Consider the following 14,082-nt stretch of genomic DNA (forward strand, 5'->3'; position numbering starts at 1 on the left):
TCCGCCGGGATGACGAAGAAGAAGAGCGAATGCCCGACCTGAAGAAAATCCTCTCCGCCACGCGCCCGCTCACCCTTTCGGGCACTCCTACCGGCTTCCTGCCCTGGATGCTGGCCGATCTCGCGCGTGCCGGCGGCACCGCAGTGTTCGTCGCCCCGGACGAGGCGGCGATGCGCGCGATCGCCTCCACCGCCCCCTTCTTCGCGCCCGAGCTCGACATTCTCAGCTATCCGGCGTGGGACTGCCTCCCCTATGACCGCGCCAGCCCGACCCTGCGCGTCATGTCCGAGCGGCTCGCGACGCTCCACGCGCTCCAGACCAAATCCGAAAAGCCGCGGCTGATCGTCACCACGGTCAACGCCGCGACTCAGCGTACACTCACGCCATTCCGCATCCGCCAGCTCGTCGCGCGCCTCGCTCCCGGCGAGCGGATCGGTCTCGACAAGCTTTCGACGCTGCTTCAGGCCAATGGCTATGTCCGTGTCGATACGGTCAACGATTCCGGCGAATTCGCTGTCCGCGGCGGTCTGGTCGACCTGTTCCCCAGCGGCGCCGAGCAGGCGCTGCGCCTCGATTTCTTCGGCGACGAGATCGAATCGGTCCGCACCTTTTCGCCCGAGGATCAGCGCACCACCGGACGCGTCGATGGCTTCGTCCTGCTTCCCGCCTCCGAGGCTTTGCTGGACGAGGAGTCGATCAAGCGCTTCCGCACGCGCTATCGCGAGAAGTTCGGCGCCACCGCTACCGGCGATCCGCTCTATCAGGCGATCAGCGACGGTCGCCGCCTCGCCGGAATGGAACATTGGCTGCCCTTGTTCGAAGAGCGGCTCCAGACGCTGTTCGATCATTTGCCCGACGAGGCCGTGCTCGTGCGCGACTCGGCCACCGGCGGCGCCGGCGAGCAGCGTTTCGAGGCGATCGCCGATTATCAGGAGAACCGCGTCCGCGCCGAGAGCGCGGCACCCGGCAGCTATCGCCCTCTCGCCACAGACACGCTCTATTTGTCACCCGACGAATGGGCCAAGGCGCTCGATCACGGCCCCGTCCATATCGCCACGCCGTTCCACGAGCCCGAATCGGCCACGGTGCTCGACTTCAACGTAGATGGCCCGCGCGATTTCGCGCCCGAGCGCGCCGCCGGGAGCAACGTCTACGAAGCCGTCGTTGCCCATCTCGCCAAGGCCCAGAAAAGCGGCCGCAAGCCCATCCTCGCCAGCTATTCGAACGGCGCGCGCGAGCGACTCTCGGGGCTGCTCGGCGATCACGGCCTCAAGGCGGCCCGCAACGCCGACAGCTGGCAGCAAGCCCTTGGCGCCGCCGACAAGGGCGTGGCCCTCATCGTCCTGCCGCTCGACCACGGCTTCACCACACCGGACGTCGCCGTGCTCACCGAGCAGGACATGCTCGGCGACCGCCTCGTCCGCCGCTCGAAGCGGCGCAAGAATACGGATGCGTTTCTCCAGGAGCTCGCCACGCTCTCGCCGGGCGATCTCGTCGTGCATATCGAGCACGGCATCGGCCGCTACGAGGGACTGACCCAGATCCCCGTCCAGAAGGCGCCGCACGACTGCGTCGCGCTCTCTTATGCCGGCGGCGACAAGCTCTACGTCCCCGTCGAGAATCTCGAAGTCCTGACCCGCTACGGCGCAGGCGAGGAAGGCGCGACGCTAGACCGGCTCGGCGGTGAGGCATGGCAGCGCCGCAAGAGCCGGATGAAAGAGCGGATCCGCGAGATCGCGGGCGAGCTCATCGCCACCGCCGCCAAGCGCGCCACGCGCCCCGCCGAAGTCGCCGAGCCCGATCATGGCGGCTATCCCGCCTTCGTCGATCGCTTCCCTTATGAGGAAACCGACGACCAGGACCGCGCGATCAACGACGTGCTCGAGGATCTCGCCGCGGGTCGCCCGATGGACCGGCTCATCGTCGGCGATGTCGGCTTCGGCAAGACCGAGGTCGCGCTGCGTGCCGCCTTCGTCGCGGCGATGGCGGGGATGCAGGTCGCGGTGGTCTGCCCGACCACTCTCCTCGCCCGTCAGCATCACCGCAATTTCCTGGAGCGCTTCCAGGGCTTCCCGATCGAGATCGGCCGCCTCTCCCGCCTCGTCCCCGCCGCCGAGGCCAAGGCCGTCAAGGAAGGCATCACCGAGGGCAAGATCGACGTGGTGATCGGCACGCATGCGATCCTCGCCAAGGAATCGACTTCAAGCGCCTCGGCCTCGTCATCGTCGACGAGGAGCAGCGCTTCGGCGTCACGCACAAGGAACGGCTGAAGGCGATGAAGGCGGATGTCCACGTCCTCACCCTCACGGCCACCCCGATCCCGCGGACGCTCCAGATGGCGATGAGCGGCCTGCGCGAGCTCTCGGTGATCCAGACCCCGCCGGTCGATCGCCTCGCGGTGCGCACCTATGTCATGCCGTGGGACCCGGTCGTCCTGCGCGAGGCGCTGCTGCGCGAGCATTATCGCGGCGGCCAGGCCTATTTCGTCACCCCGCGCATCTCGGACATTCCCGATATCGAGAAGTTCCTGCGCGAGGACGTGCCCGAGATCAGCTACGTCATAGCGCACGGCCAGATGGCGCCGACCGAGGTCGAGGAGCGGATGTCGGCCTTCTACGACCGCCGCTACGACTTGCTCGTCTCGACCACGATCATCGAATCCGGACTCGACATCCCGTCGGCGAACACGCTGATCGTCAACCGCGCCGACAAGTTCGGCCTTGCGCAGCTTTACCAGATCCGCGGTCGCGTCGGCCGCGCCAAGACCCGCGCCTATGCCTATCTCACCACCCCTCCCGAGCGGCAGATGACAGAGGCCGCGGACAAGCGCCTGAAAGTCCTCTCCGATCTCGAATCGCTGGGCGCCGGGTTCCAGCTCGCCAGCCACGATCTCGACATCCGCGGCGCGGGCAATCTGCTCGGCGACGAGCAATCGGGGCACATCAAGGAAGTCGGCTATGAACTCTACCAGTCGATGCTGGAGGAGGCGATCATGGATGCCAAGGCTGGCGGCCTGCGCGACGAAATCCGTCCCAAGGACCTGTCGCCCTCGATCACCGTCGACGCGCCGATCATGATCCCCGAGGATTATATCCCCGATCTCGATTTGCGCATGGGCCTCTATCGCCGCCTCAACGATGTCGAGGATAAACAGGGTATCGAGGAATTCGCCGCCGAGCTGATCGATCGCTTCGGCAAGTTGCCCGAGCCGACCGACAATCTGCTCCGCCTGATCGAGGCCAAGCTCAACGCCAAGAAAGCCTGCATCGCCAAGATCGATGTCGGCCCGAGGGGCGCGCTCGTCACCTTCTTCGACGACAAGTTCCCCAATGTCGCGGGCCTGCTCGCTTATGTCGACAAGCTCGGCGAAACTGCGAGGCTGCGCCCCGACATGAAGCTGGTCATCACCCGCGCCTGGGCGAATCCCTCCGCGCGGCTCCACGGCGCGCTGCAATTGTCGCGAGGGCTGGCGAAAGCGGCGGGCTGAAGCTGGTCCCTCTCGATCAGCTCAGGCGCCGCGACCGATCACGATCGCGATGTCTTCCTCGCCCTCCAGCGCCTCGGCGTCGAACTTCTCGCGCGTCATGTCGAACGCGCCGGTCAGCCCTTCGACGACCCAGCCGCCCATCACCAGCGTGCCGTCGGGATCCACATTCCCGGCATAATCGACGCTATGGGTCCAGCCCCGGTCCCGTCATACTGCTTGGTGAAGCTGAGGCTCGCGCCGTCGCGCTGGCCGTTCACCATCGCGCGCCGAATGCCGCCGCTGGCCTCATCGGGCTCGCTGATCGTGCCCGTCACTGCGCCGCGTAGTTCCTCGAGCAACGCGATGAAGCCGTTGTCCTGATAATCCTGATCAGCCGAGTAACGGCCGTACCAGACGCCGGTCACGTCCTGCGGATCGCTCATCCCTGCACCAGATTGGCGAGCGCGGGCACGTCGAGCGGCTCGGCGCAGAGATAACCCTGGAAATACTGGCACCCTTCCTTCGCCAGCAGGTCCAGCTGCGCCTCGGTCTCCACGCCTTCGGCGACCACCGCCAGCCCCAGCGAGCGCGCCATGTCGATCACGCCGCGCACCACCACGCGGTCACGGTGCGCTCCGGTGATGTCGTGGCTCAGCCTCTTGTCGATCTTGAGATAGTCAAGCGGCAGCGCCTTCAGATACGCGAGGCTCGAATAACCGGTGCCGAAATCGTCGATCGCGACCCGGCAGCCCGCCGCGCGAAGTTGCGAAAGCAACCGCGCCGCCTCGGTCAGATCCGCCATGATCCCGCTCTCGGTGATCTCCACGGTCAGGCGCGAGCGGGAAACCCGCTGACGTCGACTCGCCCGAGCAGGCTGTCGGCAAATCCGGCGCGCGCGATATCGGCGGCCGTCACGTTGATCGACAGCCGCAGGTCGCCGAGCTTGCTGGGCCATTGCGACGCACCCGTCAGCGCCCGCCGCTGGACATGATCGCTGAGCTGCGCCTCCAGCCCTGCGCGCTGGGCCGCGAGAAACAAGGTCTCGGCGCCGATCTCGCCAAGTTGCGGATGGTGCCAGCGCGCCAGCGCCTCGACTCCGATCACCTGCCCCGAGGCGATCGCCACCTGCGGCTGATAGCGCACGCCGATCTCGCTGCGCTCGAGCGCGCGATGCAGATCGTTGGCGAGTTCCTCGATCGGCGGGGCATTCGGCTCCGCCGGTACTGCGTCGCCGAGCAGCGCCTCGCTGGCGCGCCGCAAAGGGTTCCTGCCGAATCGCCGCCGACGCTCGTCACGCTCACCATCCGCGCGCCGAGATGCGCGATCTCGCCGCCCGCCACGAAGGGCCGGCTCAGCACCTCTTCCAGCCGCGCCTCGGCCTCGACCAGGCGCGTTGCGTCTGCATCGTGGCTCGCGACGAGGAACTCCGATCCGCCGATCCGCGCGACGATCGCCTCGCGTCCCAGCAGTTCGCGCGCCACTTCCGCGACCCTGCGCGAAACGCCGCGCAACAGCGCGTCGCCCGCCTCGCGGCCATAAGCGGTGTTGACCGTCTCGAACCGGTTGAGCGCGATCAGGATCGCCCCGATCGGCTTGCCTTCCACCAGCTCGCGATCGATCCAGCGCCGCGCGCTGTTGGCGTCCCGCGCGCCGGTGAGCGCATCGCGCACTGCGACACTGGCATCCGGCGCGATCCCGAGCGCCTCCACCAAAGCGTGCAGCGCTCCGCTCTTCGAGATCATATTGGAGATGCTGCACCACGCGCCCCACGCCGCTCAGATCGTGCGCGAAGGCAGTCGAGCCCTGGTGCTTGTCCAGCCGCGTCAGCGCCGATTTGACCAGGCTGCGATCGTCCTTGTCGAGTCTCCGCATCACCGAGAGCAATCCCGGCGCCTCGCTCAGGCCGAGCAGGTTGGCCAGCCCGGGGGTGAGCTGCAGCGATCGCATCTCGGGATCGAACCGCCATCCCAGCGGCTCGGCGGCACCGGTCCCCTGCCCGCTCGACCGCGCCAGCCGCTCGACATGGCGCTGGGCGAAGCGGATCGCGTGCGCCATCGCCGCCGACGACATCGGGCTGCCGAGGAAATGCGTCGCCCCGGCATCGTAGAAATGCCGCATGCGGACCGTGTCGCTCTGCGAGACGAGGATCAGCATCGCGCCGCCATGCGCCTCGATCACCCGGGCCAGCGCCTTCGTGGCGTCGAGTCCTTCGCTCATCGCCCCGCGCGCATCGATCACCGCGACGTTGGCGCCACTCGCGAGGAAGCGCTGCTCCAGCCCGTCAGGCCGCCGCGCCGCGACCACGCGCCAGCCGCCGCCCGCCGCGGCTGCCGCCACTTCGTCGCGCTGTCGGAAGGAGAGCACGAACACCGGCGTGTCGGTGGCGGTGGCGGGGTCGGCGATCGTGAAATTGTCATCCATTCGCCCCTCGATAGCGTGAACCTGTGCCCGCCGCCATCGCAAGGGTTGTTTGGCCACGCGCAAGGCCTTACCCCGGCATCATGGCAAGCGCCCTCGCCACCCGCGACCAGAAATTGGTGGACCGCCACGGCCGGGCGATCACCTATCTGCGCGTCTCGGTCACCGATCGCTGCGATCTCCGCTGCCGCTATTGCATGGCCGAGGAGATGACCTTCCTGCCCCGCGCGGAATTGCTCAGCCTCGAGGAAATCGCGCTGATCGCCGAGCGCTTCATCGCGCGCGGGGTGCGGAAGATCCGGCTGTCGGGCGGCGAGCCGCTGGTGCGCCGCGACATGATCGAGCTGGCGCATCGCCTCGGCCGGCAGGTCGGCGGCGCGCTCGACGAGCTCACCCTCACCACCAACGGCACGCGCCTCGCGCAGCATGCCGGGGAACTGTTCGCTGCGGGCATGCGCCGGATCAACGTCAGCCTCGACAGTCGCGATGCCGATCGTTTCCGCTACATCACGCGCCACGGCGACGTCGCCAAGGTGCTGGGCGGGATCGCAGCGGCGAAGACGGCGGGCCTGCGCGTCAAGATCAACATGGTCGCCTTGAAGGGTCTCAACGAAGACGAGATCGCACCGATGCTCGCCTGGGCCGGCGAACGGGGCCACGATCTGACGCTGATCGAGACGATGCCGCTCGGTCATATCGACGAGGACCGCGCCGATCGCTTCCTGCCGCTCCCGCGTGTCCTCGCCGATCTGCGCGACCGATTCGATCTCGAGCCCGACGATCATCAGTCCGGTGGCCCCGCGCGCTATTGGCGCCTCGGCGGTACCGATACGCGGCTCGGCCTGATCTCGCCGCTGACCGGCAATTTCTGCGCGACCTGCAACCGCGTCCGCCTCTCGACCGACGGCAAGCTCCACATGTGCCTCGGCCATGAGGATTCGGTCGATCTGCGCGAGGCGATCCGCACGGGCGGGCTCGCCGAAGTCGATACGCGCATCAGCGAAGCGCTCGACCTCAAGCCCGCCGCGCACGATTTCCACATCGCTCCGGGTTCGGCGCCCGCCGTCGCGCGCCACATGAGCGTCACCGGCGGATGATCGCACGCGCGCTCGTCGCTTCGCCGACGCCTCCCGCGCAAGTCGCGGCCGAGGAGCTCCGCACGGCGTATGATTGGGTTCCCCTCGACCAGGCCGAGCAGGTCGTGGCGCTCGGCGGCGACGGCTTCATGCTCCAGACGCTCCACGCGATGCTCGAACGCCGCCGGATCCTTCCCGTGTTCGGGATGAATCTCGGCACGATCGGCTTTCTGATGAACGACTGGCGGCTGGAAGGCCTCGAAGAGCGCCTGGCCCGCGCCAAGCCGTTCCGCGTCTCGCCGCTCACCATGACGGCGACCACAGTTGACGGCGAACAGTGCGTGCTTCCCGCGATCAACGAAGTCTCCTTGCTCCGCGAAACGCGCCAGACCGCCAAGCTCGAAGTCACCATCAACGATCGCGTCGTGCTCGAAGAGTTGATCGCCGACGGCATGCTCGTCGCGACCCCCGCAGGCTCGACTGCGTACAATCTCTCCGCCAACGGCCCGATCCTGCCGCTCGGCTCGGCGCTGCTCGCGCTCACGCCGATCAGCCCGTTCCGGCCGCGGCGCTGGCGCGGGGCGATCCTCCCCGAAAAGACCCGCATCGGCATCAGGGTGCTCGAGGCCGACAAGCGCCCGGTCAGTGCCGTCGCCGATCAACGCGAGGTCCGGGAAGTCGCCCGCGTCGATGTCGCGATCGACCATATGCGCGACCTCACTTTGCTCTTCGATCCCGAGCATGCGCTGGACGACCGCATAACGATGGAACAATTCATCGCCTGAGCCTCTTGCCATGTCGGAAAACCCGCTGCTATAGGCGCGCCTCCGCAGCGGCCACGGCCGCCAAGAAGACGGTTTTCCCCGGTAGCTCAGCGGTAGAGCGTTCGACTGTTAATCGAATGGTCGCCTGTTCGAATCAGGCCCGGGGAGCCACTTCCACTTGGCAGTAAGGCACAATCGCCTTACATTATCCGCATGAGCAAACTGACCGTCACCGCCAAGGGTCAAGTGACGCTGCGCAAAGATTTGCTGCAGCATCTAGGTGTACGACCAGGCCAGCAGATCGATGTCGAGAAGCTGCCCGATGGCCGGATCGAGGTTCGGGCAGTCTCCGCGAGGCACGACATCAGTGAGGTTTTCGGCTTGCTGAAGCGCCGCCATGGGCCCGTGCTGTCGATCGAGGAGATCGCTGCCGCAACGATCCAGGGCTGGTCGGGCGAGAAATGAAGCTCACGGCCGACACCAATGTCCTTATCCGGGCCGTGGTTGCGGACGATCTCGAACAGGCTGCGCTCGCGCAACAAGCCTTGGCCGACGCGGAACTGATCGCCGTTCCGGTTTCGGTGTTCTGCGAGTTCGTCTGGGTGCTGACGCGAAGCTATAAGCTTCCAACGCCTTCCATTGCCGAAGCGATCCGACGGCTTACGCGAAGCGCGAATGTGGTCACGCACCAGCCGGCTGTCGATGCCGGATTGGCGATGTTGGAGGCGGGTGGCGATTTCGCCGACGGCGTGATCGCGTTCGAGGGCGCTTGGTTGGGGGCGGACACATTCGTGACCTTCGATCGGCGGGCAGGGAAATTGGTTGAGGAACTGGGAGGCGCGGTACATCTGCTTCAATGCTAAGGTCGCGGCATTCTGATGAAGCGGAAATGATCGCGGATCTTCCGATTGAAATATCTGCCCTTTGAGAATGCCGCGCGCATTTCCTGAACGATGCCGGGCGGGACCTCGTGATAGCTGTAGCGCCTGCCGTTCACGAAGGTGACTTCGAGCCGCTGCGCGTCCTCGTCATATTTCCATCCGCGGATCACGCTTGAAGGCATGATGTCCCAACGCGGGCGGCACGCCTGTGCTCCCTTGCGCCCCTCTCCCACCCCTGCGATGCTCGCCCGATGAGCGATCTCGACGTCTTCATTACCGGTCTGCCCAAGGCCGAGTTGCATCTCCACATCGAAGGCAGCCTCGAACCCGAGCAGATGTTCGAATTCGCCCGCCGCAATCAGGTCGCGATTCCTTCGCCTCGGTCGAAGAAGTGCGCGCCGCCTATGATTTCTCGAACCTGCAGGATTTCCTCGACATCTATTATGCCGGCGCCGAGGTGCTGCGCACCGAGGAGGATTTCCGCGATCTCGCGCTCGCTTATTTCGATCGCGCCGCCGCGGATGGGGTCGTCCATGCCGAGATCTTCTTCGATCCGCAGACCCACACGCATCGCGGCATCCCGTTCGGCGTGGTCGCCAACGGGCTGCTCGCGGGCATGGCCGAAGCCGAGAAGCGCCATGACCTCACTTCGAAGCTGATCCTGTGCTTCCTGCGTCACCTCGATGAGGAAGACGCGTTCAAGACGCTCAGCCAGGCCCAGCCGTGGATCGATCGGATCGACGCGGTGGGGCTCGATTCGTCCGAGATCGGCCATCCCCCTCCAAGTTCGAGCGTGTGTTCGCGGCCGCCGCAGCGATGGGGCTCAAGCGCGTCGCGCATGCCGGCGAGGAAGGCCCGCCCGAATATGTCCATGAGGCACTCGACCTGCTTCATGTCGACCGGCTCGATCACGGCAATCGCAGCCTCGAGGATCCGGCCCTCGTCACGCGTCTCGCCCGCTCGGGCATGACTCTCACCGTCTGCCCGCTCTCCAACGTCAAGCTCTGCAACGTCGCCTCGATTGACGCCCACCCGATCGACCGGATGCTGCGCCTCGGGCTGCGCGCTACGATCAATTCGGACGATCCGGCTTATTTCGGCGGCTATGTCGGCGCCAATTACCGCGCGGTGGCGGAAGGCCGCGGACTTGACCGCGACGATCTCGTCACGCTGGCGCGCAACAGCTTTCTCGGCTCCTTCCTGCCCGACGACGCCGTTGCCATGCACCTCGCCGCACTCGACGCCTATGTGGAGGCGCATTCATGAGCGAGATCGTCTTCTCTCCTACAGCCATGACGACATGGTCGAGGGTATCGAGGCGCTTGCCGCCGCGATGGAGGCCGAGGGCTGGCGCCCTGCCCTGCTCGTCGGGGTCGGCCGCGGCGGGCTGACGCCGGGCGTGTACCTTTCGCATCGCATGGATATCCAACTCGTCTCGATCGACCATTCGGCCGGCATCGCCTCGTTCGGCGCCGCACTCGTCGCCGTCCTCGCCGAACGCACCCGCGCCGGAGACCAGCTTCTCTTCGTCGAGGACATCAACGACAGCGGCCGCACGATCGGCGCGATCCGCGCCGCGCTCGCCGTGCAGGGCGCGATCGGCGAAAATATCCGCTTCGCCGTGCTGATCGACAACATCGTCTCCGCCCAGCGCGTCGATTATCGCCACCGCATGATCGACCGGAGCGTGACCAAGGACTGGTTCATTTTCCCTGGGAAGCGATGGCGCCGCGCGCGAAGCTCGCCGAGGAAGCGATGGAAGTTCCGGAGCGGATCGCCTGAGAATCGTTCAGCCTCCGTCAATCGCCCAAGGCGCACGATTCATCGTGTCTTCGCACGGGAGCCTTTCCTGTCCCGTGCGCGTTCGACTCGCGATCGGCATCCCCGCCCCTCGCCGTAACTACCGGAGGAACCATGCTAAATAGCATAACCAGACGCCCGCGCATTCTGGCGCTGGCAGCAGCGCTTGCGGGCAGCGCCGCGCTCGCGGGCTGCATGACCGCGACTCCCTATCAGCCCGCCACCGCCTCGTCGCGGCTGGGCTTCTCCGACGAGCAGATCGAGAGCAATCGTTTCCGCGTCAGCTTCGCGGGCAACAGCCTCACCTCGCGCGAGACGGTCGAGCGCTATCTGCTCTACCGGGCCGCCGAACTCACCGTGCAGCGCGGCTTCGACCATTTCATCCTCGTCACGCGCGACACCGAGACCAAGACCGATACCTATCGCACGCCGGGCGCCTTTTACGGACCCGGCCCGTGGGGCTATTGGAGCCCGTCATGGCGCTTCTATCGCGGGCCGCGCTGGGGCTGGCGCAGCTACGATCCGTTCTGGGACGACCCCTTCTGGCGCGACCGCGACTGGGATTATCGCACCGTCCGCCAATATGAGGCGACGGCCGAGATCGTGACCGGCCGCGGCCCGAAGCCGAGCACCAATGTCCGCGCCTTCGATGCGCGCGAAGTGCTCGACCGTCTCGGCCCCCAGATCAAGATGCCCGAAACGCGCTGATTGCCGAATCCTCCCTCGCGCAAGCGGGGAGGTGGCATGCGCAGCATGACGGAGGGGCCTCTCCCCAGACGACGTCGCCTGCGGCCAAGCCCCCACCACCACTTCGTGGTCCCCCTCCCCCGCTAAAGCGAGGGAGGATTTTTTATGCCTTACGCTGTCAGTGCGCCGTGGCAGTGCTTGTACTTGAGCCCTGATCCGCACGGGCATGGCGCGTTGCGGCTGACCAGTCCTTCCCATTGCGCCGGATCGGTGCCGAGATCCTCGCCCGAAGGCTGGGGGATGCCCAGCGGCGGCAATTGGTTGAACACCAAACCCGCCGCGCCGCCGTCATAATCGCCGGTATTGTCCAGCCCGGTCAGCGGATCGATGTGCGTGGTCAGGAAGTCGGGCAGCTCGGGCAGGTCCTGCGGCGGCGCCATGCGGAACTGCGCGAAGGCGAGCGTGCGGGTCACGTCCTCGCGGATGTTCGCGAGCATCCGCTCGAACATCGCGAACGCCTCGTGCTTATACTCGTTGATCGGCGTCTTCTGCGCGTAGGCGCGCAGATGCACGACCTGACGCAGCGCATCGAGCATCGCGAGATGCTCCTTCCAGTGATGATCGAGATTCTGGAGCAGGATCGACTTCTCGATGCTCGTCCACGTCTCCGGATCGAGCTCGGCCGCCTTGGAGTTTACATGCTCGTCGGCCATCTCGCGGATGCGCTCTTCGACCAATTCGGGCCCGATCGCTTCCTCGACGCGGATCCAGTCCTCGATCGGCGCCTCGATCGCGAGCATCGAGGAGACCTTCTCCTTCAGCCCGGCAACGTCCCACTGTTCGGGATAGCTATTGGGCGGGCACGCCTCGCCGACGATCGAATTGACCGTCTCGAGCCGCATGTCGGTCACCACTTCGCCTACCGTGTCGGCATCCATGATGTCGGCACGCTGCTCGTAGATGACCTTGCGCTGATCGTTCATCACGTCGTCATATTCGACGACCTGCTTGCGGATGTCGTAGTTGCGCGCCTCGACCTTCTTCTGCGCGGTCTCGATCGCCTTCGACAGCCACTTGCTGCCGATCGCCTCGCCGTCCTCGATATTGTTGCGCATCATCTTGGCGAACAAGGTGTTCGAACCGAAGATGCGCAGCAGATCGTCGTCGAGGCTCAGATAGAAGCGGCTGAGGCCGGGATCGCCCTGGCGGCCCGAACGGCCGCGCAGCTGGTTGTCGATGCGGCGGCTCTCGTGGCGCTCGGTGCCGAGCACGAACAGCCCGCCCGCCTCGATCACGCGCGCCTTTTCGGCGGCGATCTCGGCCTTGATCTGCTCGATCGCGGCATCGCGCTGCGGGCCTTCCTCCATGCCCTCCAGCTCGTCGTGGAGGCGGAATTCGAGGTTGCCGCCCAGCTGGATGTCGGTGCCGCGGCCCGCCATGTTGGTCGCGATGGTGACAGCGCCCAGCCGCCCCGCCTGCGCGACGATGCCCGCTTCCAGCTCGTGGTGGCGCGCGTTCAGAACGGCGTGCTCGACGCCCTCCTTCTTGAGGAATTCGGAGAGCAATTCGCTCTTCTCGATCGAGACGGTGCCGACCAGCACCGGCTGGCCCTTGGCCGAATGCTCACGAATCTTCTTCGCGATCGCACCGAACTTCTCTTCGGTGGTCTTGTAGAATTCGTCTTCCTCGTCGGCCCGGGCAACCGGCAGATTGGTCGGGATGGTGACGACGTTCATCTTGTAGATGTCGTAGAATTCCGCCGCCTCGGTCGCCGCGGTGCCGGTCATGCCCGAGAGCTTGGGGTACATGCGGAAATAGTTCTGGAAGGTGATCGAGGCGAGCGTCTGGTTCTCGGGCTCGATCTGGACGCCTTCCTTGGCTTCCACTGCCTGGTGCAGACCATCGGACCAGCGCCGCCCATCCATCATGCGGCCGGTAAACTCATCGATGATGATGACCTTGTCTTCCTTCACGATGTAATCGATGTCGCGCTTGAACATCACGTTCGCGCGCAGCGCCTGGTTGAGGTGGTGGACCACCTGGGTGTTCTCGAAATCATAGAGATTGGCGCCGACGAGCAACCCGGCATCCTCGAGCATCCGCTCGACCTTCTCGGTGCCGTCCTCGGTCAGCACCACCGTGCGCTGCTTCTCGTCCTTCTCATAGTCGAACGGCACGAGCTGCGTCACGATCGCATCGACGCCCATATAGAGCTCGCTGCGATCATCGGTGGGGCCCGAGATGATCAGCGGCGTGCGCGCCTCGTCGATCAGCACCGAGATCGACTTCGTCGACGATCGCCATGGAGAAGGGCCGCTGCACCATCGATGCGCGGTCGTACTTCATGTTGTCGCGCAGATAATCGAAGCCGAACTCGTTGTTCGTGCCGTAGGTGATGTCCGCGGCATAAGCGTCGCGGCGCTCCTGGTCGGTCAGGTTCGGGATGATCACCCCGGTGGTGAGGCCGAGAAAGCCATAGACCTGCGCCATCCACTCGGCGTCGCGCTTGGCGAGATAGTCGTTGACGGTGATGACGTGGACGCCCTCGCCCGGCAGCGCGTTGAGATAGGTCGCCAGCGTGGCGACCAGCGTCTTGCCTTCGCCGGTGCGCATCTCGGCGATCTCGCCGCGATGGAGCACGATGCCGCCGATCATCTGGACGTCATAGTGCCGCTGGCCGAGCGTGCGCTTGGCCGCCTCGCGCACCGTGGCGAAGGCTTCGGGGAGGATACTGTCGAGCTTCTCGCCGTTCGCCAGCCGCTCGCGGAAGAGTAATGTCTGGTTGGCGAGGGTCGCGTCGTCCATCGCCGAGATGGCAGATTCGAACGCGTTGATCTTCTGGACGATCGCCCCGAGCGATTTGACGTAGCGTTCGTTCGAGGAGCCGAAAAGGGTCTTGGCCAGGCCGCCGAGCATCGTGAATTCCTGTCGTATTTGATGGTGATCGGGCGGGCGCAGCCGGTCTTCCGGGCACCCGCGTCATGCGAAAA

At 65.8% G+C, this 14,082-nt stretch carries 12 protein-coding genes, 1 tRNA gene and 4 pseudogenes; 11 read left to right on the top strand and 6 right to left on the bottom strand.

All coding sequences use genetic code 11. The features are described 5' to 3' along the window. Window positions 1-29: 29 nt before the first annotated feature. Window positions 30-3,487: pseudogene (mfd, locus tag PIB19_RS06300) on the top strand (transcription-repair coupling factor). A 21-nt stretch (window positions 3,488-3,508) separates the two neighbouring features. On the opposite strand, the gene PIB19_RS06305 reads toward mfd, so the two are convergent. The 4 genes and pseudogenes from PIB19_RS06305 to PIB19_RS22860 form a co-directional block, all read right to left on the bottom strand. After that, complete coding sequence (locus tag PIB19_RS06305) at window positions 3,509-3,652, bottom strand: hypothetical protein (RefSeq protein WP_271240118.1); 144 nt, start codon at window positions 3,650-3,652, stop codon at window positions 3,509-3,511. After that, window positions 3,628-3,909, bottom strand: a complete 282-nt coding sequence (locus PIB19_RS06310) for a hypothetical protein (protein ID WP_271240119.1) — start codon at window positions 3,907-3,909, stop codon at window positions 3,628-3,630. Before PIB19_RS06310 ends, PIB19_RS06305 begins: the two co-directional genes overlap by 25 nt. Next, a pseudogene (locus PIB19_RS23520) lies at window positions 3,906-4,609 on the bottom strand (EAL domain-containing protein). Before PIB19_RS23520 ends, PIB19_RS06310 begins: the two are co-directional and overlap by 4 nt. Then, window positions 4,567-5,208 carry a GGDEF domain-containing protein gene (locus tag PIB19_RS22860; RefSeq protein WP_336297270.1) on the bottom strand — a complete coding sequence of 214 codons (642 nt, stop codon included), beginning with the start codon at window positions 5,206-5,208 and terminating at the stop codon, window positions 4,567-4,569. The pseudogene PIB19_RS23520 and the gene PIB19_RS22860 overlap by 43 nt, the downstream one beginning before the upstream one ends. Before the next feature lie 113 nt (window positions 5,209-5,321). Here PIB19_RS22860 and PIB19_RS22865 point away from each other — a divergent pair, with 113 nt between their 5' ends. From PIB19_RS22865 to PIB19_RS06340, 7 genes are all read left to right on the top strand, one after another. Further along, entirely contained in the window at window positions 5,322-5,573 is a 252-nt protein-coding gene (locus tag PIB19_RS22865; RefSeq protein ID WP_336297271.1) for a hypothetical protein, read from the top strand. A 9-nt stretch (window positions 5,574-5,582) separates the two neighbouring features. Then, entirely contained in the window at window positions 5,583-5,906 is a 324-nt protein-coding gene (locus PIB19_RS22870; protein WP_336297272.1) for a hypothetical protein, read from the top strand. Between the two features lie 61 nt (window positions 5,907-5,967). After that, a complete protein-coding gene (gene moaA / locus PIB19_RS06320; protein WP_271240120.1) occupies window positions 5,968-6,981 on the top strand; it encodes a GTP 3',8-cyclase MoaA in 1,014 nt (337 codons plus the stop codon). After that, entirely contained in the window at window positions 6,978-7,745 is a 768-nt protein-coding gene (locus PIB19_RS06325; RefSeq protein ID WP_271240121.1) for an NAD kinase, read from the top strand. The genes moaA and PIB19_RS06325 overlap by 4 nt, the downstream gene beginning before the upstream one ends. A gap of 75 nt (window positions 7,746-7,820) precedes the next feature. Further along, window positions 7,821-7,895, top strand: a tRNA-Asn gene (locus PIB19_RS06330). 42 nt (window positions 7,896-7,937) lie between these two features. Beyond that, window positions 7,938-8,189, top strand: a complete 252-nt coding sequence (locus PIB19_RS06335; RefSeq protein ID WP_271240122.1) for an AbrB/MazE/SpoVT family DNA-binding domain-containing protein — start codon at window positions 7,938-7,940, stop codon at window positions 8,187-8,189. Then, on the top strand, window positions 8,186-8,587 hold the full coding sequence (locus PIB19_RS06340; protein WP_271240123.1) for a type II toxin-antitoxin system VapC family toxin: 402 nt from the start codon (window positions 8,186-8,188) through the stop codon (window positions 8,585-8,587). The genes PIB19_RS06335 and PIB19_RS06340 overlap by 4 nt, the downstream gene beginning before the upstream one ends. On the opposite strand, the gene PIB19_RS06345 is transcribed toward PIB19_RS06340, so the two are convergent. Further along, window positions 8,584-8,907, bottom strand: coding sequence for a KTSC domain-containing protein (locus PIB19_RS06345; RefSeq protein WP_271240124.1), 324 nt, complete (start codon window positions 8,905-8,907; stop codon window positions 8,584-8,586). The two genes, PIB19_RS06340 and PIB19_RS06345, sit on opposite strands and share 4 nt — an antisense overlap. On the opposite strand from PIB19_RS06345, the pseudogene PIB19_RS06350 reads away from it, so the two are divergent. From PIB19_RS06350 to PIB19_RS06360, 3 genes and pseudogenes are all read left to right on the top strand, one after another. Further along, window positions 8,857-9,871: pseudogene (locus PIB19_RS06350) on the top strand (adenosine deaminase). The gene PIB19_RS06345 and the pseudogene PIB19_RS06350 sit on opposite strands and share 51 nt — an antisense overlap. A 34-nt stretch (window positions 9,872-9,905) precedes the next feature. After that, complete coding sequence (locus tag PIB19_RS06355; protein WP_336297273.1) at window positions 9,906-10,505, top strand: phosphoribosyltransferase; 600 nt, start codon at window positions 9,906-9,908, stop codon at window positions 10,503-10,505. A gap of 95 nt (window positions 10,506-10,600) precedes the next feature. Further along, window positions 10,601-11,113 carry a CC0125/CC1285 family lipoprotein gene (locus tag PIB19_RS06360; protein ID WP_156404839.1) on the top strand — a complete coding sequence of 171 codons (513 nt, stop codon included), beginning with the start codon at window positions 10,601-10,603 and terminating at the stop codon, window positions 11,111-11,113. A gap of 149 nt (window positions 11,114-11,262) precedes the next feature. On the opposite strand, the pseudogene secA reads toward PIB19_RS06360, so the two are convergent. After that, window positions 11,263-14,008 (bottom strand): annotated as a pseudogene (gene secA, locus PIB19_RS06365) (preprotein translocase subunit SecA). Window positions 14,009-14,082: the final 74 nt, after the last annotated feature.

Origin of the sequence: Sphingomonas sp. 7/4-4 (assembly GCF_027941955.1) — a bacterium.
Taxonomy (GTDB): Bacteria; Pseudomonadota; Alphaproteobacteria; order Sphingomonadales; family Sphingomonadaceae; genus Sphingomonas.

Coding starts and splice junctions, on each gene's coding strand:
- PIB19_RS06325 (WP_271240121.1), top strand. CDS start 6,978: ATGATCGCACGCGCGCTCGTCGCTTCGCCGACGCCTCCCGCGCAAGTC.
- PIB19_RS06335 (WP_271240122.1), top strand. CDS start 7,938: ATGAGCAAACTGACCGTCACCGCCAAGGGTCAAGTGACGCTGCGCAAA.
- PIB19_RS06355 (WP_336297273.1), top strand. CDS start 9,906: ATGGTCGAGGGTATCGAGGCGCTTGCCGCCGCGATGGAGGCCGAGGGC.
- PIB19_RS06345 (WP_271240124.1), bottom strand. CDS start 8,907: ATGCAACTCGGCCTTGGGCAGACCGGTAATGAAGACGTCGAGATCGCT.
- PIB19_RS22870 (WP_336297272.1), top strand. CDS start 5,583: ATGCGGACCGTGTCGCTCTGCGAGACGAGGATCAGCATCGCGCCGCCA.
- moaA (WP_271240120.1), top strand. CDS start 5,968: ATGGCAAGCGCCCTCGCCACCCGCGACCAGAAATTGGTGGACCGCCAC.
- PIB19_RS06310 (WP_271240119.1), bottom strand. CDS start 3,909: ATGAGCGATCCGCAGGACGTGACCGGCGTCTGGTACGGCCGTTACTCG.
- PIB19_RS06340 (WP_271240123.1), top strand. CDS start 8,186: ATGAAGCTCACGGCCGACACCAATGTCCTTATCCGGGCCGTGGTTGCG.
- PIB19_RS22860 (WP_336297270.1), bottom strand. CDS start 5,208: ATGATCTCGAAGAGCGGAGCGCTGCACGCTTTGGTGGAGGCGCTCGGG.
- PIB19_RS06360 (WP_156404839.1), top strand. CDS start 10,601: ATGACCGCGACTCCCTATCAGCCCGCCACCGCCTCGTCGCGGCTGGGC.